General features: G+C 73.3%; 30 protein-coding genes. 11 read left to right on the top strand and 19 right to left on the bottom strand.

Annotated elements, in window-relative coordinates; all coding sequences use genetic code 11:
* Positions 1-2 precede the first annotated feature (2 nt).
* Positions 3-587, bottom strand: a complete 585-nt coding sequence (locus tag JX575_RS18620; protein ID WP_186339528.1) for a hypothetical protein — start codon at positions 585-587, stop codon at positions 3-5.
* Between the two features lie 120 nt (positions 588-707).
* Between JX575_RS18620 and JX575_RS18625 the strand changes: the two genes are divergently transcribed.
* From JX575_RS18625 to JX575_RS18635, 3 genes are read left to right on the top strand one after another with little or no spacing between them, the layout of a single operon-like run.
* A complete protein-coding gene (locus JX575_RS18625) occupies positions 708-857 on the top strand; it encodes a hypothetical protein (RefSeq protein WP_206054450.1) in 150 nt (49 codons plus the stop codon).
* Positions 858-911: 54 nt separating this feature from the next.
* Positions 912-1,316: a VOC family protein gene (locus JX575_RS18630; protein WP_186339529.1), complete on the top strand. Its 405-nt coding sequence runs from the start codon at positions 912-914 to the stop codon at positions 1,314-1,316.
* On the top strand, positions 1,313-1,630 hold the full coding sequence (locus JX575_RS18635; protein ID WP_186339530.1) for a helix-turn-helix domain-containing protein: 318 nt from the start codon (positions 1,313-1,315) through the stop codon (positions 1,628-1,630). Before JX575_RS18630 ends, JX575_RS18635 begins: the two co-directional genes overlap by 4 nt.
* Here the strand turns inward: JX575_RS18635 and JX575_RS18640 are convergent.
* Positions 1,602-1,988, bottom strand: a complete 387-nt coding sequence (locus JX575_RS18640) for a cupin domain-containing protein (protein WP_206054451.1) — start codon at positions 1,986-1,988, stop codon at positions 1,602-1,604. The genes JX575_RS18635 and JX575_RS18640 overlap by 29 nt on opposite strands.
* A 135-nt stretch (positions 1,989-2,123) precedes the next feature.
* Here JX575_RS18640 and JX575_RS18645 point away from each other — a divergent pair, with 135 nt between their 5' ends.
* The 3 genes from JX575_RS18645 to JX575_RS18655 all read left to right on the top strand — a co-directional run bounded on the left by JX575_RS18645 (position 2,124) and on the right by JX575_RS18655 (position 4,066).
* Positions 2,124-2,594, top strand: a complete 471-nt coding sequence (locus tag JX575_RS18645) for a hypothetical protein (RefSeq protein ID WP_186339531.1) — start codon at positions 2,124-2,126, stop codon at positions 2,592-2,594.
* A gap of 10 nt (positions 2,595-2,604) precedes the next feature.
* Positions 2,605-3,210: a M23 family metallopeptidase gene (locus JX575_RS18650; protein ID WP_186339532.1), complete on the top strand. Its 606-nt coding sequence runs from the start codon at positions 2,605-2,607 to the stop codon at positions 3,208-3,210.
* Positions 3,211-3,274: 64 nt separating this feature from the next.
* The gene (locus JX575_RS18655; RefSeq protein WP_186339533.1) at positions 3,275-4,066 is read left to right on the top strand and encodes an alpha/beta fold hydrolase; all 792 of its coding nucleotides are present in this window, start codon (positions 3,275-3,277) and stop codon (positions 4,064-4,066) included.
* On the opposite strand, the gene JX575_RS18660 is transcribed toward JX575_RS18655, so the two are convergent.
* From JX575_RS18660 to JX575_RS18715, 12 genes are all read right to left on the bottom strand, one after another.
* Positions 4,056-4,904, bottom strand: coding sequence for a fumarylacetoacetate hydrolase family protein (locus JX575_RS18660; RefSeq protein ID WP_186339534.1), 849 nt, complete (start codon positions 4,902-4,904; stop codon positions 4,056-4,058). The genes JX575_RS18655 and JX575_RS18660 overlap by 11 nt on opposite strands.
* A gap of 29 nt (positions 4,905-4,933) precedes the next feature.
* Positions 4,934-5,707 (bottom strand): SDR family oxidoreductase, encoded by a 774-nt coding sequence (locus JX575_RS18665; protein WP_186339535.1) that lies wholly within the window; start codon positions 5,705-5,707, stop codon positions 4,934-4,936.
* Positions 5,692-6,609: a dihydrodipicolinate synthase family protein gene (locus JX575_RS18670; protein ID WP_206054452.1), complete on the bottom strand. Its 918-nt coding sequence runs from the start codon at positions 6,607-6,609 to the stop codon at positions 5,692-5,694. The genes JX575_RS18665 and JX575_RS18670 overlap by 16 nt, the downstream gene beginning before the upstream one ends.
* Positions 6,606-7,826, bottom strand: coding sequence for an L-2-hydroxyglutarate oxidase (gene lhgO / locus JX575_RS18675; RefSeq protein ID WP_186339536.1), 1,221 nt, complete (start codon positions 7,824-7,826; stop codon positions 6,606-6,608). Before lhgO ends, JX575_RS18670 begins: the two co-directional genes overlap by 4 nt.
* Positions 7,823-9,037: a CoA transferase gene (locus JX575_RS18680; RefSeq protein WP_186339537.1), complete on the bottom strand. Its 1,215-nt coding sequence runs from the start codon at positions 9,035-9,037 to the stop codon at positions 7,823-7,825. Before JX575_RS18680 ends, lhgO begins: the two co-directional genes overlap by 4 nt.
* The gene (locus JX575_RS18685; RefSeq protein ID WP_186339538.1) at positions 9,034-9,531 is read right to left on the bottom strand and encodes an AbrB family transcriptional regulator; all 498 of its coding nucleotides are present in this window, start codon (positions 9,529-9,531) and stop codon (positions 9,034-9,036) included. Before JX575_RS18685 ends, JX575_RS18680 begins: the two co-directional genes overlap by 4 nt.
* The gene (locus JX575_RS18690; protein ID WP_186339539.1) at positions 9,528-11,192 is read right to left on the bottom strand and encodes a tripartite tricarboxylate transporter permease; all 1,665 of its coding nucleotides are present in this window, start codon (positions 11,190-11,192) and stop codon (positions 9,528-9,530) included. Before JX575_RS18690 ends, JX575_RS18685 begins: the two co-directional genes overlap by 4 nt.
* Positions 11,193-11,208: 16 nt before the next feature.
* Entirely contained in the window at positions 11,209-11,748 is a 540-nt protein-coding gene (locus JX575_RS18695) for a tripartite tricarboxylate transporter TctB family protein (RefSeq protein ID WP_186339540.1), read from the bottom strand.
* Positions 11,745-12,722: a tripartite tricarboxylate transporter substrate-binding protein gene (locus JX575_RS18700; RefSeq protein ID WP_186339541.1), complete on the bottom strand. Its 978-nt coding sequence runs from the start codon at positions 12,720-12,722 to the stop codon at positions 11,745-11,747. The genes JX575_RS18695 and JX575_RS18700 overlap by 4 nt, the downstream gene beginning before the upstream one ends.
* A gap of 62 nt (positions 12,723-12,784) precedes the next feature.
* Positions 12,785-13,249, bottom strand: coding sequence for a PaaI family thioesterase (locus tag JX575_RS18705; RefSeq protein ID WP_186339542.1), 465 nt, complete (start codon positions 13,247-13,249; stop codon positions 12,785-12,787).
* 1 nt (position 13,250) lies between these two features.
* A complete protein-coding gene (locus JX575_RS18710) occupies positions 13,251-14,033 on the bottom strand; it encodes an enoyl-CoA hydratase-related protein (RefSeq protein WP_186339543.1) in 783 nt (260 codons plus the stop codon).
* A 2-nt stretch (positions 14,034-14,035) separates the two neighbouring features.
* Entirely contained in the window at positions 14,036-15,301 is a 1,266-nt protein-coding gene (locus JX575_RS18715) for a CoA transferase (RefSeq protein ID WP_186339544.1), read from the bottom strand.
* Between the two features lie 86 nt (positions 15,302-15,387).
* Between JX575_RS18715 and JX575_RS18720 the strand changes: the two genes are divergently transcribed.
* Positions 15,388-16,230: an IclR family transcriptional regulator gene (locus tag JX575_RS18720; RefSeq protein ID WP_186339545.1), complete on the top strand. Its 843-nt coding sequence runs from the start codon at positions 15,388-15,390 to the stop codon at positions 16,228-16,230.
* 13 nt (positions 16,231-16,243) lie between these two features.
* Here the strand turns inward: JX575_RS18720 and JX575_RS18725 are convergent, their stop codons facing one another.
* The 4 genes from JX575_RS18725 to JX575_RS18735 form a co-directional block, all read right to left on the bottom strand.
* Positions 16,244-17,173 (bottom strand): NADP-dependent oxidoreductase, encoded by a 930-nt coding sequence (locus JX575_RS18725; protein WP_186339546.1) that lies wholly within the window; start codon positions 17,171-17,173, stop codon positions 16,244-16,246.
* A gap of 48 nt (positions 17,174-17,221) precedes the next feature.
* On the bottom strand, positions 17,222-18,223 hold the full coding sequence (locus JX575_RS18730; protein WP_186339547.1) for a beta-ketoacyl-ACP synthase III: 1,002 nt from the start codon (positions 18,221-18,223) through the stop codon (positions 17,222-17,224).
* Between the two features lie 31 nt (positions 18,224-18,254).
* A complete protein-coding gene (locus tag JX575_RS19865) occupies positions 18,255-18,389 on the bottom strand; it encodes a hypothetical protein (protein WP_260988502.1) in 135 nt (44 codons plus the stop codon).
* Positions 18,390-18,480: 91 nt separating this feature from the next.
* Positions 18,481-18,618 carry a hypothetical protein gene (locus tag JX575_RS18735; protein WP_186339548.1) on the bottom strand — a complete coding sequence of 46 codons (138 nt, stop codon included), beginning with the start codon at positions 18,616-18,618 and terminating at the stop codon, positions 18,481-18,483.
* A gap of 112 nt (positions 18,619-18,730) precedes the next feature.
* Here JX575_RS18735 and JX575_RS18740 point away from each other — a divergent pair, with 112 nt between their 5' ends.
* The 4 genes from JX575_RS18740 (at position 18,731) to JX575_RS18755 (ending at position 22,744) form a co-directional block, all read left to right on the top strand.
* Entirely contained in the window at positions 18,731-19,015 is a 285-nt protein-coding gene (locus JX575_RS18740; RefSeq protein WP_186339549.1) for a hypothetical protein, read from the top strand.
* The gene (locus JX575_RS18745; protein WP_186339550.1) at positions 18,999-20,486 is read left to right on the top strand and encodes a hypothetical protein; all 1,488 of its coding nucleotides are present in this window, start codon (positions 18,999-19,001) and stop codon (positions 20,484-20,486) included. Before JX575_RS18740 ends, JX575_RS18745 begins: the two co-directional genes overlap by 17 nt.
* Positions 20,462-21,493, top strand: a complete 1,032-nt coding sequence (locus JX575_RS18750) for a hypothetical protein (protein WP_186339551.1) — start codon at positions 20,462-20,464, stop codon at positions 21,491-21,493. The genes JX575_RS18745 and JX575_RS18750 overlap by 25 nt, the downstream gene beginning before the upstream one ends.
* 78 nt (positions 21,494-21,571) lie before the next feature.
* Positions 21,572-22,744, top strand: coding sequence for a nucleotide sugar dehydrogenase (locus tag JX575_RS18755; protein WP_186339552.1), 1,173 nt, complete (start codon positions 21,572-21,574; stop codon positions 22,742-22,744).
* Positions 22,745-22,834: 90 nt separating this feature from the next.
* Here the strand turns inward: JX575_RS18755 and JX575_RS18760 are convergent, their stop codons facing one another.
* The gene (locus JX575_RS18760; RefSeq protein ID WP_186339553.1) at positions 22,835-24,442 is read right to left on the bottom strand and encodes a glycosyltransferase family 2 protein; all 1,608 of its coding nucleotides are present in this window, start codon (positions 24,440-24,442) and stop codon (positions 22,835-22,837) included.
* Positions 24,443-24,445: the final 3 nt, after the last annotated feature.

Genomic DNA, 24,445 nt, shown 5'->3' on the forward strand with positions numbered 1-24,445 from the left:
GCTCAGTCCAGGGCGGTGACGCAGATGGCGCGGATCACGAACCGGCTGACGACGGTGCCGCTGCCGTTCTCGACGATGGCGCCCCACTTGGATCCGTCCGCCGACGGGTACTCGGCGCGGACCAGGAAGGTGCTCGTCCCGACGTCCCGTCCCGCCGCGTTGAGCGCGCTGACGCCACCGCCGACCACCCTCTTCCCGGCGGGGCAGGCGACCTCGGCGCTCCCGAGGAAGAACCCGTCGACCGGGGTGGACCGCTCCACGATCTGGTAGCCGGACACGCCCGGGGCCCCGGCCGGCCCCCGCTCGCCGGCAGCGCCTGCGGCGCCGGCAGCACCGTTGGTCCCGTCGACGCCGTCCGAGCCCGGGACGCCCCGCTTGTTCCAGGTGACCGCCTGCTCGCCCCTGCGGCACGACTTCTTCGTGCCGACGAGGCGGAGGGAGCCGTCGCTCTTGCTGGCGCACGCCTTGACAGCGGACGTACGACCGGCGCCGGTCGCGGCGCCGACCGCCACGGTCAGCGTGGCGAGGAGTCCCAGGAGCAGGGCAGCGACGACGGTGGAGGTGGTGGGCGTCCGGGAGATGCGCATGGTGGGCTCCGGTGCTCGAAGGGCCGATGTCCGAACCTACGCCCGGGCAGCACCCGGTCGCCATCACCCAAATCGGTCACCGCGATGCCGGGGGCGGGAGGGTCGGCGCACCCCGACGGCATGCCCGGCAACTCGATGGCCGAGGCGGAGGAGTGGGTGACCGGCATCGACCACCCGGCCTACGCGATCGACGACCAGACGGCGATCACGGTGGTCGACGGGGAGGTCCGCGTGGTGTCCGAGGGGCAGTGGACGCAGCTGCGGACCTGAGCCGTCTCCCCCACCCCCTTGACGCGTCACTTGTATTTTGCAAGTGTCAATGCCATGAGCCTCTTCATCACCTGCCCGGTCGACAGCGTCGAGCGCGCGACCGCCTTCTACACCGCCCTCGGGTGGACCCTCAACCCGGAGATGTCCGACCACAACGTGTCGTGCTTCGCGATCGCGCCCGAGCAGTACGTCATGCTCGGCAGCCGCGAGATGTACGCGAGCGTCGGCGGCAGCGAGGAGCTGGTCGGCGCCCCCGACACGCCCTCCAAGGTCACGGTCTCGTTCGACCTCGGCAGCCGCGAGGCGGTCGATGCCGTCGTCGAGCGCGCCGGGGCCGCCGGCGGACGGATCGGGGACACCGACGACTACCCCTTCATGTACCAGCGACAGTTCGACGACCCCGACGGCTACCACTACTCCCCGTTCTGGATGAAGCCGGACGCCGACCCGACCGCGTGAGCGACCTCGCCGCGGCCCTCGGCGTCGTCGGGGCCCGGTGGGCCCTGCTCATCGTGGAGCGGCTGCTCGACGGGCCCCAGCGCTACGGCGACCTGCAGCGCGAGCTGGGCGTGCCGACCAACATGCTCGCGACGCGCCTGCGCGAGCTCGAGGCGGCCGGCGTCCTGACCCGACTGCCGCTGCGGCACAACACCCGGGCGTACGCGCTCACCGACCGCGGGCTCGCCCTGCGCGAGGCGATCGTCGCGCTCGGCCGCTGGGGCCAGGAGAACGCCGGACCGAGCGTCAGCGAGCCGCCGGACCGTCGACGTTGACGGTCGGAAGACCGCCACCGACGCGCGCGATCACGGCCAGCGACGGCTCCCGGCCGGGGTTGGACTCGCGGTGGACGGTCCAGGCCGGGACGTGGACGAAGTCGCCGGGGCCGGCATCGACGTGGCCCTCGTGGCCCTCGAACTCCAGCCGCAGCACCCCGCGCACGACGTAGAGGCTCGACTCGTTGCGCTCGTGGTGGTGCCAGCCAGACACGGCACCGGGGTCCGTCGCGACCTGTCCGGCCCACAGCAGGGGCAGCTCGAAGGCCAGCTCACGGTGCATGCCGGGCGTCGGGTCGCCCGGCGCCAGGTCGGCCGGCGTGAAGACCCGCACGGGCCGGGGCAGCTCACCGCTCACCGCCCCAGCGTGCCACGGGCGGACCCTCCCCACGAGCGCGCCCGCGAAACCGATCGGCTCCCGGGGTTGTGTGGGCGCCACGTGGGGGTAACGGTAGAGCGAGTGCCCGTCCACGAAACCCACCCAGGAGAGCCCGTGTCCCTCACCCAGATCCCGCTTCGCCTCGCCACCGGTGCCTACATCCTCAACTCCGGCGTCAGCAAGCTGGGTGCCGACGAGGGCACGGCCCAGTTCCTCCACGGCGCCGCGGCCGGCGCCTACCCCGCCCTGTTCAAGGACATGGAGCCGGCGAAGTTCGCGCGGCTGCTCGCGTACAGCGAGATCGGTGTCGGGGCGGCGCTGCTGGCGCCCATGGTCCCCGCGACCGTGGCCGGGGCCGCGCTGACCGGCTTCGGCTGCAGCCTGGTCGGGATGTACCTGAGGACCCCGTCGATGACGCTCGACGACGGGATCCGCCCCAGCCAGGAGGGCATCGCGGTGGCCAAGGACGTGTGGCTGGTCGGCGGCGGGCTGACGCTGTTGAGCCAAGGGGTCGTCTCGGCGGCCAAGGCGGGCGCGAAGACCTCGAAGCGGGCCATCCGCAAGGCCTCGCCGCTGTCGAGCTGACCAAGCCCCCATGGACCTCGCGTTCCCGTTCACGGGGCGCTGGCTGACCCAGAACAGCCCCGCCGACCGGGTGCCCAGCCACGGCACCGCGCTGCTGGCCACCTCGTACGCCATCGACTTCGTCCCGGTCGACGAGGGCGGGCGGACCGCACCCGTCACGATCGGGTCGCTGGTCCGCCCCGAGCCGGCCGAGCGGTTCCCCGGCTTCGGGCGCCCCGTCCTCGCCCCCGTGTCGGGCGTGGTCGTGGGCGTGCACGGCACGGCGACCGACCACCCGTCCTACCGCGGCCTGCCGTCCGTGGGCTACGCCCTCACCCAGCGCCGCCGGGTCGCTGCGGGGTGGGAGGCGCTGGCCGGCAACCACGTCCTCGTCCGGACGGCCGAGGGGCCGGTGGTCGCGGTGTGCCACCTGCAACGCGACAGCCTCCAGGTGCGGCCGGGCGACCGGGTGGAGGTGGGCGAGGTGCTCGGGCGGTGCGGCAACTCGGGCAACAGCACCGAGCCCCACGTCCACCTCCAGGCGATGGACCGCGCGGACGTCGCGCAGGCCGCCGCCGTGCCGATCACGTTCGGCGGCCGGGTGCCCCACAACGGCGAGGTCGTCGACGCCGGGTAGCCCACGCCGACGCCGCCGGGCCGGGCGCAGCCGCCGCCGGACACCCCCGTCGTACAGTCGCGACATGGCACGCCTCCCCCTCCCCGGGCACCACCTCCTGGCGGCCGCCGGCACCCGCTCGCGGGCGCGGCACCACGCGGACCCCGCGGGGCTCGGCCTCCCGAGCGGACCACCGTCGGCGCGTACGACGCTCGGCGAGCTGGGCTCGGCGCTCGACGCCGCCCGCCTGGTCGGCGCCCTCCCGCGGCTGGCGACAGCACCGCGCGGCGACGGCCACCTCGTCGTGGACATCCCGGGGTGGAAGGCGCCCGAGCTCACCGGCGCACCCCTGCGCGGCTACCTGTCGCGGCTCGGCTACGACGCCCGCGGCTGGGGCTTCGGCACCAACACCGGCGACCCGCGCCGCGACGTCGAGCGGCTCTCGCGGCGGGTCCGTGATCTCGTGGACGAGACGGGTGCCCCCGCCTCGCTGGTCGGGTGGAGCCTGGGCGGCGTCATCGCGCGCGAGGTCGCCCGCCGCCACCCCGACGTCGTACGCCGCGTGGTCACCTACGGCACGCCCGTGACCGGCGGCGCGCGACACACCAGCGTCGCCCGGGCCTCCGGCACCGGGGCCGACGCGGACGCCGACCGGGTGTCGCGCCGTCTCGACGCGTCGTCGCCGATCGGCGTGCCGCTCACGGTGCTGTTCTCGCGGCGTGACGGGGTGGTGGCGTGGCAGGCGTGCCTCGACCGGTCCACCCCCGGGGTCGAGCACGTCGAGGTCGGCTCGACCCACCTCGGGATGGGCTTCGACCCCGACGTGTGGACGGTGGTGGCCGACCGGCTGGCCCGGCCGGCCCCCGTCAGCCGCTGACCACCGGGTTGACCAGGCGGCCGATGCCGGGGATCCGGCACTCCGCGACGTCGCCCGCGCGCACGTGGATCGCGCCGGGCGTGCCGGTGGAGATGACGTCGCCCGGGAAGAGCGGCATCACCGCGCTGTGGAACGCGACGAGGAACGCCGGGCTGTAGCGCATGTGCGCGACGGTGTTGGTGCGCGCCTGGTCGCCGTTGACGACGGTGGACACCTCGACGTCGCCGATCGAGCCGAACCGCTCGAGGACCTCGGCCATCGGCACGATCTCGGGGCCGAAGGAGAAGAAGCCCGGGAAGTTCTTGGAGCGGGTGAGGAAGCGGGGGTTGCGCTGGAGGATGTCCTCGGCCGTCTGGTCGAGGATCGTGGTGACGCCGAAGACGTGGTCGAGGGCCTCCTCCTCGGAGACGTTGCGGCACTCGCGCCCGATGACCAGGCCCAGCTCGCCCTCCGCCGTGGTGCGCTCGCTCTGCGACGGGATCGGGATGTCGTCGCCCTGGCCGATGATGGTGTGGTCGCCCTTGATGAAGGAGGCCGGCTCGTCGGGCACCGACTCGGAGAGATCGGCAGCGTGGTCGACGTAGTTGAGCCCGATGCCCCAGATCTTGCGGGGGCGCCGGTAGGGCGCGGTCCACGTGACGTCGGTGGACGGGCGGAACGACTCGGCGCCGGCCGAGGCGGCGGCGGCCACCAGGTCGTCGTAGAGGTCGTCCTCGATGACGCTCAGCAGCGAGGGCACCGGCCGGTCGGTGAGCGACGCGATCGGCACGACGCCGCGCTCGGGGTCGACGAGGACCGGGACGTCGGCGCCGCGGTCGAGGATGGTGGCGAGTCGCACGGGTGGTCTCCTGGGGGTGGTGGTGGGGGTCAGTAGGCGCCGACGAGTCCGCCGTCGACGCGGACCTGCTCGCCGGTGACGTACGCCGCCTGCTGCGAGGCGAGGAACGCGACGACCGCGCCGAACTCAGCAGGGTCGCCGTAGCGTCGGGCGGGGATCGCCGCCTCCGAGGAGGCGCGGGAGGCGTCGGGCGTGGTGCCGGTGCGCTCGGCCGCGGCCCGGTCGAGCTGGGCGACTCGATCGGTGTCGATCCGGCCGGGCAGGGCCATGTTGACCGTGACGCCGTCGGCGGCCACCGTGCCCGCGAGCGTCTTGAGGTAGGCCGCGAGCGCGGCGCGCCCGACGTTGGACGCGGTCAGCGTGGGGATCGGCTGTTGCACGCCGCTCGACCCGATCGCCACGATGCGGCCCCACCGGCGCTCGCGCATCCCGGGCAGCACCTGGCCCACGAGGCTGATGTGCTGCTTGAGGAGCAGGTCGAACGCCGCCTGGGCGGTCTCGGCGGTGAAGGCGTCGGCGGGGCCGGGCGGCGGGCCGCCGCCGTTGAGGACGACGATGTCGACCTCGCCGAAGCTCTCGCGGGCCCGGTTGACCAGCAGGGCCGGGGTGTCGGGGTCGGTCACGTCGGCGACCACGCCGGCCGCGGACGGCAGCGACTCGACGAGCGCGTCGACGAGCTCGGCGCGGCGCCCCGCGACGACGACGTGGGCGCCCTCGGCGGCCAGCGCCTCCGCGGACGCGCGTCCGAGTCCGGCGGTCGAGCCGAGGACGAGGGCGACCTTGCCTGTCAGGTCGAGATCCATGGGGTTCCTCCAGAGGTGGGGGGCAGGTGGGTGAGGTGCTGCTCGAGCAGCGGCACCATCGTGGCGGGAAGGGCGGCGGCGGGCGGGCGGACCCGGCCGGTCGCGAGCACGCCGCGACGACGCAGGATCTCCTTGCGGATCGACAGCCCGATCCGCAGCTGGCCCTCGAAGTTGGCGAGCGGGAGCCACGGCGCCCACGCCCGGTGGGCCTCGGCGAAACCGCCGGCCTCGTGGGCGTCGAGCGCGGCGCGGAGCCCCTCGGGGTGGCTCATCCCGGTCATCGCCCCGGCGGCGCCGCTGGCGAGCTCGTCGACGAGGCCGACACCGCCGAGCCCGCCGAACACGGGGACCTCGACCGCGCCGGTCAGCGTCGCGATCGCGGGCGGGGTCGGCGCGGCCTCCGCCTTCACCGCGGCCGCGAAGCCGGCGCAGGCGCGGACGACCTCGACCAGCACGTCGCCGGCGACGGTGACGCCGGAGGCGGCCGGGTAGTCCTGCACGACGACCGGGAGCCCGGTCGCCCGGTGGATCGCGGTGAGGTGCTCGACGGCGACCTCGGTGCGCGGGGAGTTGACCTGCACCATGAGCGCCCGGGGCGGTCGCCGCGCGGCCTCGAGGCAGGACAGCGCCTGGTCGACCGCGACGGCCGTGGTGCGCGCCGACAGCCCGATCACGACGGGCAGGTCGGAGGCGGTGGTCACCGTGCGGACGACGTCCTGCTGCTCGGCGCGCGTCAGCGCGTCGGCCTCGCCGAAGACGCCCAGCGCGACCACGCCCTGCGCCGACACCGAGTCGGCGAGCGTGAGCTGACGCTCCAGCGAGGCGGTGTCGAGTGCGAGGCCGTCGTCGAACGGCGAGGCGAGCACCATCCACAGGCCACGGTCGAGGTGGACGTCGCTCACCGCGCCACCTCGCGGCCCAGCACGACGTCGACGACGTGCTCGGCGATCGCCAGGCTGGAGGTCGCCGCCGGCGACGGGGCGTTGCGCAGCGCGGTGACCCGGTCGCGGGTGGTGATCCGGAAGTCGTCGACCAGCGCGCCGCTGCGCTCGAGCGCCTGCGCCCGGATGCCACTGGGCCCGCTCACCACGTCGTCGAGCCGGAGCTCGGGCACGTAGCGGCGCGCGGCGGCGACGAAGCGGCGGCGGCTCAGCGACCCGGCCATCTCCATCACGCCGGTGCGCCAGTGCTGGCGCGCGAAACGACGGAACCCGTCGTAGGCCGCGATCTCGCGCAGGTCGCGCGCGGAGACGGTGCGCCAGTCGTAGCCCTCGCGGGCCAGGGCGAGCACGGCGTTGGGGCCGACCATCACCTCACCGTCGACCCGGGGCGTCAGGTGCACGCCGAGGAACGGGTAGCGGGGGTCGGGCACCGGGTAGACGAGGCCGTTGACCAGGGAGCGGCGCTCGGGGCGCAGCAGGAGGTACTCGCCCCGGAAGGGCACCACCTGCGGCTCCCGCGTGTCGCCCGCCTGCTCGGCGGTGTGGTCGGCCCACAGCCCGGTGCAGAGGACCACGCGGTCGAAGCGCTCCTCGAGCGGGCCGTCGGGCGTGCGGGCGGTGAGCACCACGCCCGTGCCGTCGTGCCGGACGCCGGTCAGCTCGGTCGAGAGCCGGACGGTGCCGCCGTCTCGCTCCACGAGCTCGGCGAGGCGGCGGGTGACGCCGGGGAAGTCGACGATCGCGGTCGACGGCGAGTGCAGCCCGCCCACCCCGCGCACGTGGGGCTCGATCTCCTGCAGCTCCCCGGCCGACAGCCGGCGGATGCCGGGCACGCCGTTGGCGAGCGCCTTGGCCTCGATCGCGTCGAGCCGGCCCTCCTCCGCCGCGTCGAGGGCGACGAGCACCTTGCCGCACGCGTCGTAGGCGATGTCGTGCTCGTCGCAGAAGTCGCGGAGCAGGCCGACCCCGCGCCGGCACAGGGTCGCCTTGAGCGAGCCCGGCTCGTAGTAGAGCCCGGCGTGCACGACGCCGGAGTTGCGTCCGGTCTGGTGCGCGGCCAGCCGGTCCTCCTTCTCCCACACGGTGACCGACGCGTCGGGGTCGACCACCTGGAGGCGCCGCGCGACGGCCGCGCCCAGGATCCCGCCACCGATCACGGCGTACGACACGGCGCTCATGCCGCACCGTCCGCGGCGTCGCTCTGGTCGAGCCAGGGCCGGTCCCACGCGAGGTCCTCGTGCTCGCCGAGCAGGGGCGGGGGCACCGGTGAGGCCGAGGCCGCGCCGTCGTAGCGCAGCGCGCCGCCCGGCACGGCCACCTGGCCGAGGGTCGTGTGCTGGAGCTGGTGGACCAGGCCGAGGTGGCGGACCTGCTCCCACGCGTAGACCTCGGGGATGCTGCGGATCCGGCCCGCGGGCACTCCCTCGCGGGCCAGCTCGGCGAGGACGTCCTCGGCCGCGCGGTCGGCGAGCAGGCCGTCGATCTCGGCCTGGAGGGCGTCGACGTTGCCCACCCGGTCGCGGTTGGTGGCCACGTCGGGACGCGCCGGGTCGATGCCGACGACCGCCGCGAAGCGTCGCCACAGCGACTCCGAGCCGACCGCGATCACCAGGGAGGCGTCGGCGCACCGGAAGGTGCCGTAGGGCGCGATCGAGGGATGCCGGTTGCCGGTGCGGGCCGGCACCCGGCCGCCGTTGAGCCAGCCGGAGCCGTGGAAGGCGTGGACCGAGGCGACGGCCGCGAGCAGGCTCGTCTCGACGGCCCGGCCGACGCCGGTCGCCTCGCGCTCGCGCAGGGCCGACATCACGCCGAAGGCGCCGAACATGCCGGCCAGGATGTCGGCGATCGGCAGCCCGACGCGGGTGGGGTCGCCGTCGGCCTCGCCGGTCAGGCTCATCAGCCCGGCCTCGGCCTGCACGATCTGGTCGAAGCCCGGGCGGTCGCCGTCGGGGCCGCCCGACCCGAAGCCGGTGATGGAGAGCGTCACGAGTCGCGGGTTGGCCTCGCGCAGCGAGGCGGGGTCGAGGCCGAGCCTGGCGAGCAGGCCCGGGCGGTAGTTCTCGACCAGGACGTCGGCGTCGGCGCACAGGTCGCGGAGGCGTTGGGCGCCCTCCGGCGACTTGAGATCGAGGCGCACCGAGCGCTTGCCGCGGTTGGCGGAGAGGAAGTAGGCCGACTCCTCGGTGGTGTCCGGCGCGGCGTCGGGGCCGGGCGGCGCGAAGGGGAGCCAGCCGCGGCTGTCGTCGCCCGACGGCGGCTCGACCTTGAGCACGTCGGCGCCCACGTCGGCCAGCATCATCGTGGCGTAGGGACCGGCGAGCGCGCGGCTCAGGTCGACGACGCGTACGCCGTCGAGCGAGCGGTGGTGGTGGTGTCCGGACGGGTTCATGATCGTCCTCCCATCAGCTTGAGTCCGAGGCTCATCAGCACGATGACCGACGTGATCCTCAGGACGTGGATCGACAGCACGACGGGGACGTTGGCGTTGGCCTCGGCCGACAACGCTCCCATCTGGGCGATGCCGCCCGGTGCCGTGGAGAGAAGTGCGGTGTGCACGTCGAAGTCGGTGAACCTCCACAGTCCCCAGGCGAGGGCCAGCCCGAAGAGGAGGAACAGCACGACGGTGATGACGATGGGCACCGCCGCGGAGCGGAGCGCCACGAGCGACTCGCGGGTCACGGACTGCCCGAGCAGCGCACCGATCGCGACGTAGACCACCCACTTGGCCCCGCCCGGCGCCTGCCAGCTCAGCTCGCTCGACAGCGAGAGGGCCGCGACCCCGATCATCGCCCCCAGCAGCGGCGCCGCCGGGAGCTTGAGCGCGGTGGCGACGCCCGCGCCGACCAGGGCCGCCGCCGACGTGGCGAGGATGCTGGCGATCAACGGGAGTCCACGCGTTCGGGCGTGGGCCCACGGTCACCGTCGTCCGTGGAGCCGTCCGTGGGCGCGTCACCGGACGGGCCGGGAAGATCCTCGGGCGGCGGGACCGGGGTGCCGCCGCGGGCGTGACGGCGCCGCATGGCGCCGAGGCGCGCGATGATGCGGGCTGCGGCCCGCTTGATGAGCCGGGTGACGAGCGGGAGGACCAGGAGCAGGACGATCAGCGCGATCAGGACCTGGGAGGTGGTGCGGTCCCAGAAGATCCCGAAGGTGCCGCCCGAGATGATCATGGTCTGGCGCAGCGACTCCTCCGCCATGGGGCCGAGCACGAGCGCGATGACCATCGCGGCTGGGGAGAGCCCGAAGCGGCGCATGAAGAAGCCGAGCACGCCGCAGGCGAGCATGATCGCCACCTCGACGATCGAGCCGTTGACCGTGAAGGTGCCGAGGACGCAGATCACGATGATCGTCGGGCCGAGGACCCGGAACGGGACCCGGGCGATGCTGGCGAATGCCGGGATGCAGAACACGTTGACCAGCAGCAGCATGATGTTGCCGAGGAACATGCTGGCGATGAGGCCCCACGCGAACTCGGGGTTCTGCGTCATCAGCAGCGGCCCCGGCTGGAGCCCCCACATCATGAAGCCGCCGATCAGCACCGCGGTCGACGCCGAGCCCGGGATGCCGAGCGTCAGCAGCGGCACCATCGCGCCCGAGGAGGCGGCGTTGTTGGCCGCTTCAGGGCCGGTGAGGCCGGCCATCGCGCCCTTGCCGAACTTCTCGGGCGTCTTGGAGACCGACTTCTCCAGGTTGTAGGACATGAGCGAGGCGACCGTGGCGCCGGCACCGGGCGTGGCGCCGACGAAGAAGCCGAGGAACGATCCTCGGGTGATCGGCCCGGCCGACTCGCGCAGGTCGGTCCTGGTGGGCCAGAAGCCCCGTGAGCGGGCAGAGACGTTGAAGTAGGCGAGCTTCTCGAGGTGGCCGCCGCGCCACAGCGTGTGCAGGATCTCGCCGACGCCGAAGAGGCCGATGGCGACGGGGATGAAGTCGATGCCGTTGATCAGCTCGACCGAGCCGAACGTGTAGCGCTGCTGACCCGTGCCGATGTCGATGCCGACGGTGGCGATGCCGAAGCCGATCAGCGCCGACAGGGCGCCCAGGAGCCGGTTGCCGCCGATGATGACGATCAGCGTGAGCAGGCCGAGGACGACGACGAGGAAGAGCTCGGGCGGGCCGAAGGTGGCCGCGAGCGAAGCGGTGGCCGGCGAGGCGATGCTGATGAGCACGGCGCCGATGGTGCCGGCGACGAACGAGCCGATGGCGGCCATCACCAGCGCCGGTCCGGCTCTGCCCTGCTTGGCGAGCGGATAGCCGTCGAAGGTGCTGGCGACCGTCGCCGACTCGCCCGGCGTGTTGATCAGCACCGAGGTGATCGTGCCGCCGTACATCGCGCCGTAGTAGACCGCCGCCAGCATCACCACCGCGCCCGTCGGGTCCAGCGTGAAGGTGAGCGGGAGCAGGATCGCAAGTCCGGCCGAGGGGCCGAGGCCCGGCATCACCCCCACGATCATGCCGAGCATGACGCCTGCGAACAGCAGCAGCAGGTTCATCGGGGTGGCGACGGCGACGATGCCGTTGGCCAGGTTGTCGAAGATGTCCATGTCGGGGTTCCGGTCGTCAGAAGCGCGGCAGGATGCCCTCGGGCAGCCCGGCGTTCAGGAGGGTCTGGAGCAGGATGTACATCACGAGCGGCAGGCAGATGGCGACGACCGCGTTGGTCACGTGGTGCCCGCGGTTGAGCAGGCTCAACATGACGCCGAGGAAGAGCGCGCACGAGATGATGGTGCCGAGCCACAGCAGCGTGGCGACGAGGGCGGCGGCGGCGAGCACCATGATCGCGAGCAGTCGCGGGTGCTTGCCGAGGTCGGCGTCACCGACCTCGTCCTCGAGGGCCACCACCTCGTCGTCCTCCGGGGTGCGGATGGCGGTGACCAGGGCCCACAGCGTGATCAGCAGGCCGCCGACGCCGACGATCCGCGGGAAGAACCCCGGACCGATCCGGCCGGCCTGGGTGCGCCAGTCGAGGCCGAAGGCCATCTCGGTGTAGACCGCGAGCACGACCAGCACGCCCGCCAGGAAGACGGTCTTGGGCCGGACCCACCCCGCGGCCCGGCCCTGGGGCCGGGCCGCGGGCGTGGCTGCGTCAGCGAGCGTCACAGCGCACCGAGGTCGGTGAGTCGCTCCTCGAACGCGGTCTGCGTGTCGTCGAGGTAGGTGGTGAAGTCCTCGCCCCAGCGCTCGTCCTCGAGCAGGTAGTTCTCGTCGAGGTACTCCTGCCACTCGGGGGTCTCGACGACCTCCTGCATCGTCTCGATCCACCAGTCCTGCGCCTCCTGGGGGGCCTCGGGGGGCAGGATCAGGCCGCGCGGCATCGACGGGATGTCGGAGATGTCGTTCTCCTCGCCGGTGGGCACGTCGGGCAGCGCCTCGAGGCGCTCGGGTCCGGTGAAGAGCAGCGGCGTCACCTGGCCGGCCTCGATCTGGCCCATGATCGAGCCGGGGTTGGAGATCATCGTGTCGATGGCACCGGAGAGCAGCGAGGTCTGCATCTGGCCCTCCTCGTTGTAGGGCACGTAGTCGATCTCGTAGCCCTCGGCGTCGGCGATCATCTGCTGGATGATGTAGTCGACGTTGACCGTGCCGATCCCGCCGACCACGACCTTGCCCTTCTCGGTGGCGTAGTCGACCCACTCCTCGTAGCTCTGGAAGTCGGCCTTGCCGGACGCGATGAGCAGCGCGTTGTCGGCGGCGAGCAGGCCCACCGGGGTGAAGTCGGTCGGCTCCCAGCCGGTGTCGGCCTGCAGGGGCGTGGTGATGAACGATCCCGAGGTCGTCGAGATGCCGTAGCCCTCGCCGGACTGGTTGAGCAGGTAGCCCCACCCGGTGGCGCCCGATCCGCCGTCGCGGTTCTCGACGCGGATGTTCTCGGGGTAGAGGTCCTGGCGCTGCAGGATGTCGACCATCGTGCGCGCCATGAGGTCGTTGCCGCCGCCCGGGCCGAACGCGATCGTCCAGTCCATGTCCTCCGACGGGTACGCCCCGCCCGACCCACCGTCCGAGTCGCCACCACAGGCGCTCAGGGTGAGCATCAGCGCCGCCGCTGAAGCGACTGCGATCCTCTTGTGCTTCATGGTTCCTCCTGGTTGCGGGGCACGGCGCTGCCGTGCCGGGTCGAGAGTGGTCGGTGCGTGGGTCACACCGCGTCGAGGCGGTGCCACGACCCGGTTCCGAGAGCGGTGAGTCGTCCCTGGTCGTCGGTCATCCGCGACTCGAGGTGCACGATGCGGCGACCCGAGCGGATCAGTCGGCCGGTGCAGGTGCCCGTCCCGGTGAGGGGACGGAAGAAGCGCATCTGCATCTCGATCGTCACCGCCGGTGACAGGAACTTCTTGCAGAGGTGGCCCATCGAGATGTCGAGGGCCGTGGTGATGACACCGCCGTGCACCGAGCCCTGCGGGTTGCACAGGTGAGGGCCGTACGGAAGGACGACGGTGCAGGTCTGCTCCGGCTCGTCATAGGAGATCTCGAGCTGCAGGAACCGGCTGAGGAAGAAGGAGCCGAACTCCCAGGCCGGATCGGACGCCGCCTCGCGCGCCAGGGCCGACACCTCGTCGGGGTCGACGCGCGGCACGGCGCGTCCGGTCGCTGTGGTCGTCATGTCAGGACCAGGTGAAGCTGGGCGGACGCTTGGCCATGAACGCCCGGACGCCCTCGGCGAAGTCCTCGGTGTCGAAGGAGGAGTTGCGCAGGTCGAGGGTGGCCTCGTCGTCGCGGACCTGCCCGGCCACGACCTTGTCGGCCATCACCTTCCCGGCTCGGACGCTGAACTGGGCCCGGCTGCACACCGTCTCGGCGAAGCCGTAGGTCAGCTCCTCGAGGTCCTCGGTGTCGACCACCTCGTCGAAGAGGCCGAGCTCGTAGGCGCGGGCCGCGGGCACCTGCAGGCCGCTGAAGAGGATCCACTTGGTGCGCGCGGGGCCGACGAGGTCGACCATCCGCTTGGTCGACTCGAGGCTGTAGACCAGACCGAGCTTGGCCGGGGTCACGGCGAACTTCGCCGCCCGGTCGGCGAACCGGATGTCGCAGGCCAGGGCGAGGCCGGCGCCGCCGCCGATGCAGTAGCCGTGGATCATCGCGATCGAGGGCTTGGTGAGCCCCTCGATCGCGTGCTCGGCCGCGGCGACCTTCACGTTGTAGGCCTTCGCCTTCACCGCGTCGCTGCGCTCGGCCTCGAACTCGGTGATGTCGGCGCCGGAGGCGAAGGACCGGGTGCCGGCGCCGCGCATCACGATCACCTTGACGCTCGGGTCGGCGTCGAGGTCGCGGACGACGTCGGGCAGGTCGCGGTACATCGCGACGTTGATCGCGTTGTGGCTCTCGGGACGGTTCAGGACGACGGTCGCGATCGCGTCGCGACGCTCCACCAGGATGTGGTCGGACATGCTCAGGCTTCTCCCTCGAGTCGGTCGTGCAGGTCGGGTCGGGCGTCGAAGACGACCTCGTCGGCGAACAGGGCGGCGATCGAGTCCTCGCTCTCGCCGATCTCGCGCAGCAGGTCGGCGGTGTGCTGGCCGAGCCACGGCGCGGGTCCGCGTACGGAGTAGTCCATCGCGGAGAACTTGGTCGGCGGGGCGATCGTCCGCATCTCGCCGATGACCGGGTGGTGGAGCTCGGCGATCATGCCGCGGGCCTGGACGTGCGGGTCGTCGAGGGTCTCGTCGAAGGTGAGCACCGGGCCGCAGGGGACGCCGACGGCGTCGATGGCCTTGATCCACTCGTCGGTGGTGCGCGTGATCGTGATCGCCTCGATCTCGGCCTCGAGCTCGTCGATGTGGGCCATCCGGTCGGGCAGCGTGAGGAAGCGCGGGTCGTTCTCCCACTCGGGGCGGTCGAGGGCGCCGAGGAGCCTCAGCCACAGCCGATCGTTGGCGGCACCGATGGTCACGTAGCCGTCGCTGGTGCGGTAGGCCTGGTAGGGAGTGGACCGGCGGTGCCGGGTGCCCGTCGGCTGCGGCACCTCGCCGGCGCCGAAGTAGGCGCCGGACTCCCACACGGCCCAGGCGAGCCCCGCGTCGACGAGCGAGATGTCCATGTACTGGCCCTGACCGGTGGTCATCCGCTGCATCTGGGCGGCCAGGATCGAGTAGATCGCCGTGGCGCCGGCGGCGATGTCGTTGACCGCGATGCCGACCTTGGCGGGTCGCCCGCCCGGCTCACCGGTCATCCGGAGGAAGCCGACCATGCCCTGCGCCATGATGTCGAAGCCGGGGCGCTCGCGGTAGGGACCGGTCTGGCCGAACCCGCTGATGGAGCAGTAGAGGATGTCGTCGCGGACGGCCTTCACGCCGTCGTAGCCGATGCCGAGCCGGTCGGCGACCCCCGGTCGGAAGTTCTCGATCACCAGGTCGGCCGTCTCGGCCATCGCGAGGAACAGCTCCCGGCCCTTGTCGGTCTTGAGGTCCAGCGACACCGACCGCTTGCTGCGGTTGGGCATCGCGAACGGGTAGCTCTCGCCGTCGATCTTGGGCGCCATGCGCCGCGAGTCGTCACCGGTGTGCGGCTGCTCCACCTTGATCACGTCGGCGCCCAGCTCGGCCAGCACCATCGTGCAGTAGGGGCCGGAGAGGAAGCGGGTCAGGTCGAGGACCCGGAAGCCCTCGAGTGGACGCCGTGAGGAGTTTTCCCGTATCGTGGGATTGCTTGCCGTCATGTGGGAACTGTGGCACACGCCACATGGGTCGTCAAGGGAAACGCCGGACTCCGGCACACTGACTCCGTGGACCGAGGGACGACACCATGAACGAGCGCCCGACCGAGCGCCCGACCGAGCGCAGCAGCGTCCAGTCGATCGACCGAGCCGTCGCGATCCTGCGGTGCTTCGACGCCCACCACGCCGCCCTCGGGATCACCGACATCGCCCGGCTGACCGGTCTGTCGACCAGCACCGCCCACCGGCTGCTCGGCTCGATGACCGTCAACCGGCTCCTCAAGCAGGGCCCCGACAAGCGCTACCGGCCGGGTCCGCTGCTGGTGCAGCTCGGGCGCTCGGGCGCCGTCCCGTCCGGCCTGCGCGAGGCGGCCCGCCCCTACATGGTGGCCCTGCGCGACGAGGTCGACGAGACCGTCGGCCTGCACGAGCTGCTCGCGACGTACGAGCGCACGGTGGTCGACCAGGTCGAGTCACGCCAGGAGCTGCGGCGTCACTACACCGACCTCGGGGTCCCCATCGCGCTGACCCACGGAGCGCCCGGCAAGGCGATGCTGTGCATGCTGCCGTGGGCGCGGCAGCAGGCGGCCCTCGCACGCGGCATCGAGCCGGTGACCGACAAGACGGTGACCGACCCGGTGGAGCTCGCAGCCGAGCTCGCGGTCGCCCGCGGACGCGGCTGGGCGGGGTCCGACGCCGAGCGCACCCCGGGCATCCGCGCCGTCGCCGCGCCCGTCTTCGACCACACCGGCTCGGTGGTCGGCGCACTCGGCCTCTCCGTGCCGACGGTCCGGATGGACGGCGCGCGCACCGGCCAGCTCGGAGCGCGGGCCGCCCAGGTCGCCTGGGAGGTCTCGGAGGCGCTCGGCGCGACCCGGGAGCTGGTCGACCAACGGCGGCTCCTCGCCGAGGGGCCGGGCCCCGGCGCCTGAGCCGTCTCGACGCTCACGGCTCGAGCGCGAGCTTCCCGCCCGGGTGCCCGGCCATCAGCAGCTCGGCTGCCTCGAGCGCGTGGGCGAGCGGAAAGGTGCGCGCGACGGGGACGACGAGCCCACCGGCGCCGGCGAGGTCGACGAGGTCGGCGCGCACCGAGGCGCGGAAGGCCTTGCTGGCCGGCAGCGCGCCGGCGATGGCGATGATGCCTTCCTGCTTCGCGCGACCGGGTGCGGCGATGGAGACGACGCGACGACGGTCGGCGACCAGCGCGAGCGAGGTGTCGATCGCCTCGTCGGTGCCGACGCAGTCGAGCGCGGCGGCGATCCCGTCGGGCGCGGCGTCGCGCACCCGCTGCTCGAGGCCGTCGCCGTAGCCCACGGGCACCCCGCCGAAGCCGGCGACGACGTCGTGGCGCGCCGGGCTGGCCGTGCCGATCACACGGGCGCCGAGGCGCGCCGCCTGCTGCAGCACGCTCACGCCGACCGCCCCGGAGGCACCGTGCACCAGGATCGTCTCGCCCGCGGCCACGCCGGTGACGTGGAGCATCTCGGCGGCCGTCGTGCCCGCGAGCAGGAGGTTGGCCGCCTCGGGGAACGACAGCGCTGCGGGCTTGGCGAACACGTCCTGCGCCGGGACCGTGACCTCGCTCGCCCAGCCACCGCTGATCCGGAAGGCGAGCACCTCGTCGCCCACCGCCACAGGTCCCGTGGCGATGTCGGTGTCGGGCCCGACGGCGCTGACCACCCCGGCGACCTCGTAGCCGACGGCCCGGGGGAAGTCGCCCGACCCGCTGGCGACGTGCTTGGCGTCGGCCGGGTTCATCCCGGCCGCGCGGACCGCGATCGTGACCTCACCGCGCGGGGGCGCGGGCACGTCGTAGGCCTCGAAGGAGAAGACGTCGAGCCCGCCGGGGCGGGTGGCGATCCAGTGGTGAGCCATGGACGCGAACCTAGCCCGCCGGTCGCCCCCGTGCGGGACGGGGCCGGCTCACCCGCCGAGCGGGGGGAGGGTCACGACCTGTCCGGCATAGCTGAGCCCGGCGCCGAACGCGATGAGCAGCGCGGTGTCGCCGGCCGCGGCCTCGTCCCGGCGCAGCATCGCCTCCATGGCCAGCGGCACCGACGCGGCCGAGGTGTTGCCGGAGTCGACGACGTCGGTGGCGATCGCGACGTGCTCGGGCAGCCGGATGTTCTTGGCGAGGGTCTGGGTGATCCGCAGGTTGGCCTGGTGCGGGATGAAGGCGTCGAGCTCCTCGACCGGGACGCCGGCCAGATCGAGCGCCTCGTGGGCGACCTTCGCCATCGCGAACGGCGCCCAGCGGAAGACCGCGGTGCCCTCCATCTGCACCACCGGGTGCTCGCGGTCGGAGGGTCCGCCGAGGCAGCTGGGCGTCTGGGTGATGACGTGCGCCTGCGAGCCGTCGGAGCCCCAGGCGGTCGGGCCGATCCCCGCCGTCTCCGACGGACCCACCACGACCGCGCCCGCGCCGTCGGCGAAGATGAACGCGGTGCCCCGGTCGGCGGGGTCCATGAAGCGGCTCAGCTGCTCCACCCCGATCACCAGCACGTGGCTCTCCGCGCCGGCGCGCACCATCGACGCGGCCAGGTTGAGCGCGTGGCAGAAGCCCGCGCACCCGGCGGAGATGTCGAACGCGGCGGCCGTGATGCCGAGCGCGCTGGCGACCTGCGGCGCGGAGGCGGGGGTGTGCTCGGGGTGCGTCGACGTGGCGACGATGACGCAGCCGACCTGGTCGGCGGCGATCCCGGCCGCGGCCAGCGCCTTCTCCGCCGCCGAGATCGACATGCCGATGAGCGTCTCGTCGGCGCCGGCGAAGCGGCGGGTCCGGATGCCGGAGCGGGTCTGGATCCACTCGTCGGAGGAGTCGAGGACCTCGCAGATCTCGTCGTTGGTCACCAGCCGCTGGGGCCGGTGCACGCCGAGGCCGAGCATCGCGGCGTGGGTGAGGGCGGTGGGCTGCTGGATCGTCATGCCGCGAGCATAGGCAGCCGGGGGTGCGGCGCTACTGCTCCCCGTCGGGGCGGGTCTCGGGGATGGGCGAGTCGGGCACCTCGCCCGGGTCGATCGGGTTGACGGAGGGGTCGCCGGACGGCACGACCTCGGGGTCGGCGTCGGGCTCGACGGGTGTGGTGGTCATGCACCAGTCCTACGCCCACCGGGCGGGCGTGGCAACCGGCCCGTCCCGGCCTGCGCCCGGGACAGGCCTGCGCGGCCGCGGCCCGGCGGGCTCAGGACCGCTTGCCGCCGCGGCGTTCCTGGACCTTCTGCACGGCCGAGCGGATCTTGGCCTGGTTGTGGGGCTTGCGCGCCTCGTCGTAGACCTTCTTCGCGATGCCGAGCGTCGCGAGCTTCTTCGCCATTCCCATGCCTCCACCCTGCCAGCCCCGGCCAAGCCGTCGCCGCCGACGCCGACTGCACAGCCGCCGACCGCCTTGTTTGATCGCCACCGGGAGGGGAATCCTCCTGACAGGAGGCACCATGACCATCGAGCTCGACCCCGCGGCGGTCCGCGCCGGATGGCACTACGGCGACAACGCACGCGCCGAGGTCCAGGACGGCCTCGACCACACGGGCGAGGCCGCCGGTCACGCCCTCGGAGACCTGGCCGACGCCCTGGCCGACGCGGCCGGCGACATGGAAGGCGTGCTGCGCGTCGTGCGAGGCGTGATCGACGAGCACCGCACCGGCACCGAGCAGTGCATCGCCGACTTCGAGGCGACCGACGGCAGCTCGGCGGGAGAGTTCCATGGGCTTGCTCGATGACACCGTCTCCCGGCTGAGGGGCGTCCTGGCGGTCGTCGAGGACATCGACCTCTGGCCGCCGTGGGACGCCGCCCAGACGATCGTCGACGCCGTCGCGACGGCCGTGGAGATCGCCACCGACCCGCCCGCCCCCGACCCCCGCGACCTGACGGCCGCGGCGGCCGCGTGGCGGCGCATCGCCGGCGTCGTCGAGCGCGGGTGCGGCGAGCTCGACACCTGCCGCGAGCGCATCGACGCGACCGTGTGGCGCGGCACGTCGGGCGACGCCTTCCGCACCTCGATGCGGCGCCTGGGCACGCGTACGGCGACCGTCCCTCCCGCCGCGACCGGCGTCGTGACCGCGCTCGAGACCCTCGCCGACGCGATGGCCGACGCGCGCGAGCGGCACGCCCGGGCCGACGACATGCTGCGCAACAACCTCGAGCTCTCGTGGGGCGACCTGATGCCGTGGGAGCTCGTCGACCACCTCCGCGGCGTGGTCGCGGGGGTCGTCCACGCCGTGCGGGAGGCGATCGGCTCCTACGCCGACGCCCGCGACGCCGTGCGGGTGGCCCGCGCCGCGATCCGCCGGGCGATGGACGAGATCGACCTGCCCGACTCGCTGCCCCGGGGCATCAGCGCGGTGTCGCTGGTCAACGCCTGGGAGGACGAGGAGGGGCCGCTGTCGGGCTCCGCCCTGGCCGCCTACGACGAGGCGTTCGACCAGCTGACCCCCGCGCAGCAGCAGGCGGTGCGCGACGCCCTCGCCGGCGCCCGCAGCGACCAGGAGCGCGCGTGGATCCTCGCCGGGGTCGCCTCGGGGCTGACCGGCGCCGCCCTGGCCAACTACCTCGCCAAGCTCCACACGATGAGCCCCGCCCAGCTCGACGGCCTCGACCCGCCGACCGACGGCTCCTACTCCCAGCCCGACCAGACGACCTGCGGCTCCTCGAGCCTGGTGATGTCGCGGATGCTCAACGACCCGGCCTACGCGCTGTGGATCGAGACCGGCTACGACGCCGCGACCGGTGTCACCGACCCGCGCACCCCCGAGCAGCGCTTCGCCGACGAGTCGCTCGCGATGCACGAGCGCACCAACGCCGTCCGCGACCGTGACGGCGAGCTCCAGTTCCCGTGGCCGGAGGCCGCCGGCACCCAGCCGTGGGCGCTCGCCAACGAGATGTCCGCGCAGGACGGCAGCGGCGCGCCGGGGCGCGACTACGAGGTGCAGACGGTGGCCCCGGGCGACCGCGGCGCGACCTACGACCACATCGCCGACTCGGTCGAGGACGGCCACCACGTGCCCCTCTACGTCGGCGACACCACCCGGCCCGGCCACGTCGTCCTCGTCACCGGCGGCGACGGCGACTCGCTGAGGATCTACGACCCCGCGACGGGACGCGAGCAGACGGTCTCGCGCGACGACTTCACCAGGGGCGACCTCGGTGTCTCCGGGTGGGACGAGCCGTGGTTCGCCGTCACGCCGTCCTGAGCGCCGTCGCCGTCGTGACGGCGGCGGTGCTCGCCGGCTGCTCCGACGACGCGGGCATCGTCTCCGACGCCAGTGACGTCGACGCGGCGGTCGCGGTGTGGTCCGACCCGTGGGTCGCGCCCACCTCCGCGACAGTGGCCGGCCCGGCGCTCGGCAGCAGGGGTCAGGTCGACCGGGTCGTCGCACAGCGCACGACGCCCTACGCCGCCGGCGTCGAGCGCGCCGCCCGGGCCGAGCTGCGGGTCGCCCGGTCCGCGGGCTGGGCGCCCACGTCGAGCACGTGCGACGACGCCGTCCGGGTCGCGCTCGTGGCGCCGACGCAGGACGCCGTGGCCCAGCTGGTCGTGGCGCCCGACGGCGACGGCGCGAGCGCCGCGGTGCAGGTCGTCGGCCGGCACCACCTCGACACCGCGTGGGCGGTGCCCGACCCGGTCGAGCGCACGTGCCTCGACGCCGAGTCGCCCCCGTTCGAGGCGCCGCCCCTGGCCTCGGCCCCGATCGGCGACGCGGGCGCGACCGACGCCGACGCGGCGTGGGAGGCCGACGACCCCGACGGGGTCGACGCGTTGCTCGAGCAGGCCGCCGCCGACCCCGGGCTCGCCGACCTCGGGCTGCGGGTGGCGTCGGTGAGCCTGGAGGAGGGCGTCAACCGGCGCCGCGCACCCGCCGCCGAGACCACGGCCGACGTGACGACGCTCGCCGAGCTGGCGGGGCGGCTGCCCGGGTGGCGCCTCACCTACGCCGCCTGCGGCGGGGGTGGAGCCACCCTCGCGACGTTCGTCCGCGAGCTCGACGCCGGGCCCGCCGTGCTCACCGCCCGGCTCGGCGCCGGCGGCACGGACCTGCGGGTGACGCTGCCGGTCACCGGGGGGCCCGACCCGACCCGCGTCGTGGAGCTCCCCGAGCTCGACGACCCGGCCTGCACGGGCGACACCACGCTACGGCCCCGCCACGCTCGGGGCGTGCCCGCGGTCCTGCCGTCCGACCTGACCCCGATCGCCGGATGACCCGGCCCCGCTACCCATGACGGGCGATCGCGCCCTCGTCGTCACGCTCCCGTCGCCGGCGTGCGGCAGACTGCTCGCGTGACCACGAAGATCTCCGTCGCGGGCCTCGGCTACGTCGGCCTGTCCATGGCCGTGCTGCTCGCCCGGCACAACACCGTCGTCGGCCTCGACCTCGACGCCTCGCGGGTCGAGCGGCTGCGCCGGGGCGAGAGCCCGATCCACGACGACGACATCTCCCGCTTCCTGGCCGAGGAGGACCTCGACGTCACCTTCACCACCGACGCCGAGGAGGCCCACACCGGCGCCGACTTCGTGGTCATCGCGACGCCCACCAACTACGACCCGGTGACCAACTACTTCGACACCACCTCGATCGAGGCCGTCATGCGCGACGTGCACCGCATCGCGCCCGGCGCCACCATGGTCGTGAAGTCCACCGTGCCGGTGGGCTACATCGAGGACGTACGCACCCGGCTGGGCATCGCCGACGTGATCTTCTCCCCCGAGTTCCTGCGCGAGGGGCGAGCCCTGCACGACAACCTCCACCCCGCGCGCATCGTCGTGGGCGAGGACTCCGCGCGGGCGCGCGCGTTCGCCGAGCTGCTGGTCAAGGGCGCCGACGCCGACGACGTGCCGGTCCTGTTCACCGAGCCCACCGAGGCCGAGGCGATCAAGCTCTTCGCCAACACCTACCTCGCGATGCGGGTGGCCTACTTCAACGAGCTCGACTCCTTCGCGCTCTCGCACGGGCTCGACAGCCGGCAGATCATCGACGGGGTGGGCCTCGACCCGCGGATCGGCACCCACTACAACAACCCGTCGTTCGGCTACGGCGGCTACTGCCTGCCCAAGGACACCAAGCAGCTGCTGGCCAACTACTCCGACGTGCCGCAGACGCTGATCTCGGCCATCGTCGAGGCCAACACCACCCGCAAGGACTTCATCGCCTTCGACATCCTCGACCGCGCGCCCCGCGTCGTGGGCATCCACCGGCTCATCATGAAGGCGGGCTCCGACAACTTCCGCGAGTCGTCGGTGCAGGGGATCATGAAGCGGCTCAAGGCCAAGGGCGTCGAGGTGATCGTCTACGAGCCCGAGCTCGGCGTCGACTCGTGGTTCGGCTCGGAGGTCACCAGCGACCTCGCCGGCTTCAAGGAGCGCGTCGACCTCATCGTCGCCAACCGGATGGTCGAGGAGCTGCGCGACGTGGCCGACCGGGTCTACACCCGCGACCTGTTCGGCGGCGACTGACGGTTCATCACGGTATGCAGACCAACCGGCGCCTCCCTCGACGAGCTCACCGTGGGAAGTGCGGGTTCACCGACATACCGTGATGAACCATCAGCGGCGGCGGCCGAAGATGCCCCGGCGGTGGTGGTCGGCCTCGGCGTCCGGCGTCTCGCCCGGCGCCGGCTCGGCCGGCCGGCCCGGGCCGTCCTGCCCGGCCGCAGCGGAGGCGTCCGCGGCGCGGCGCAGCGCCTTGCGCAGCCGGTGCTCCGACTTGTCGGGGTCCATCGGCGGGCGCGCGCCGAGCACGAAGCGCTCCACCACGCGGTCGGCGACCGGCACCCAGCCCACCGACGTGGCGGGATAGGTCTTCACGCCGAACGACTCGTCGAGCAGCGCCTCGGCGTCGTCGCCCTCGTCGACCAGGCGCGCCACCCGCGCCAGCGCCGACGTGCGCTCCAGGCGCGCGGCCGCGCCGGTGTCGTACGCCAGCACGCGGGCGCCGTGGTGGGTGCGCTCGAGGTCGTCGAGCAGGGCCGACAGCGTCGCCGGCAGCGGGGCGTGCGAGACGTCGGGCAGGGTCAGCACGAACTCGGCGTCGGAGCCGGTGGGCCGCTGCTCGACCAGCCGCACCCGCGGCTCGTGGAGGTAGGAGCGGTGCACCAGCCGGGTCTCGAGCACCGGGTCCTCGACGGGCTGCACGCGCTCGTCGTGGACCGATCCCCACGGCCCGACGAGGGTGATGCGCAGGTCGGGCACGTCGCCGTCGAGCAGCGAGTCGACGAGGTGGATCGTCTCGTCGGCGGGCCCGGCCTCGAGGACGACCTCGAGGTAGGGCACCTGGTAGGCGCGGCCGCGCCGGTTGCGCTTGGGGCGCATCGTCGGGACGAGGTCGGCGAGGTAGGGGTCGTTGAAGCGGTTGACCTGCTCGGCCCGGCGGAGCACCTGCGAGCGGCCGAGGTGCCAGCTGCGCGCCTGGCGGTCGACCACGAAGACGCCGCCCGCCTGGGCGAGCGAGTGACCGAGGTGCATGTCCTCGCCGAGGCGCAGCGTGCGGTCGAAGCCGGCCGAGTCGAGGTAGAGCGCCTTGCTGACCGAGCCGGTCATGCCGATGTGGTAGCGCTGGGCACGCGGGCCGGCGGTGCGCAGGTCGCCGGTCTTGGCCCAGTAGTCCTCGACCCACTGGTGCGGCTCGTGCTCCTGGTCGGGGAACAGCTCGCCCGCCCCGCCGGCCGCGACCCGGTCGCGCACGACGGCGGGGTCGAGGTCGAAGAGGGAGGCGGGGTCGACGAAGAGCTTGTGCCCGCCCGGCACGGCGTAGTCGACGAGGTGGTGCCAGCGGGCGTGCGCCTCGACCTCCTCGCGGTGCGCGAGCATGTCGGCGTCGTACCAGTGCAGGACGTCGCCCTCGGCGGCGAGCGCACCGAGGTGGCAGGCGTTGGCGCGGCCCCAGCCCTCCTCGACGCGGATCAGCCGGGTGCGCTCGGGGCGCACCTCGGGCAGCTCCTGCGGCGGCGAGCTCTGGTCGTCGACGACGAGCACCTCGAGCAGGTGGTCGGGGTAGGACTGCGCGGCCAGCGCCGCGAGGACGTAGGGCAGGGTGCGCTGGTAGTTGAAGGTCGGGACGACGACGCTCACCGACAGCGTCGGCTCCCAGTCGCCGAGGGTGGCGGGCGTGAGCGAGCCCCAGTCGTTGTGCCGCACCACCGGCTGCCGCGCCATGTC

Origin of the sequence: Nocardioides sp. zg-1228 (assembly GCF_017086465.1) — a bacterium.
GTDB lineage: Bacteria > Actinomycetota > Actinomycetes > Propionibacteriales > Nocardioidaceae > Nocardioides.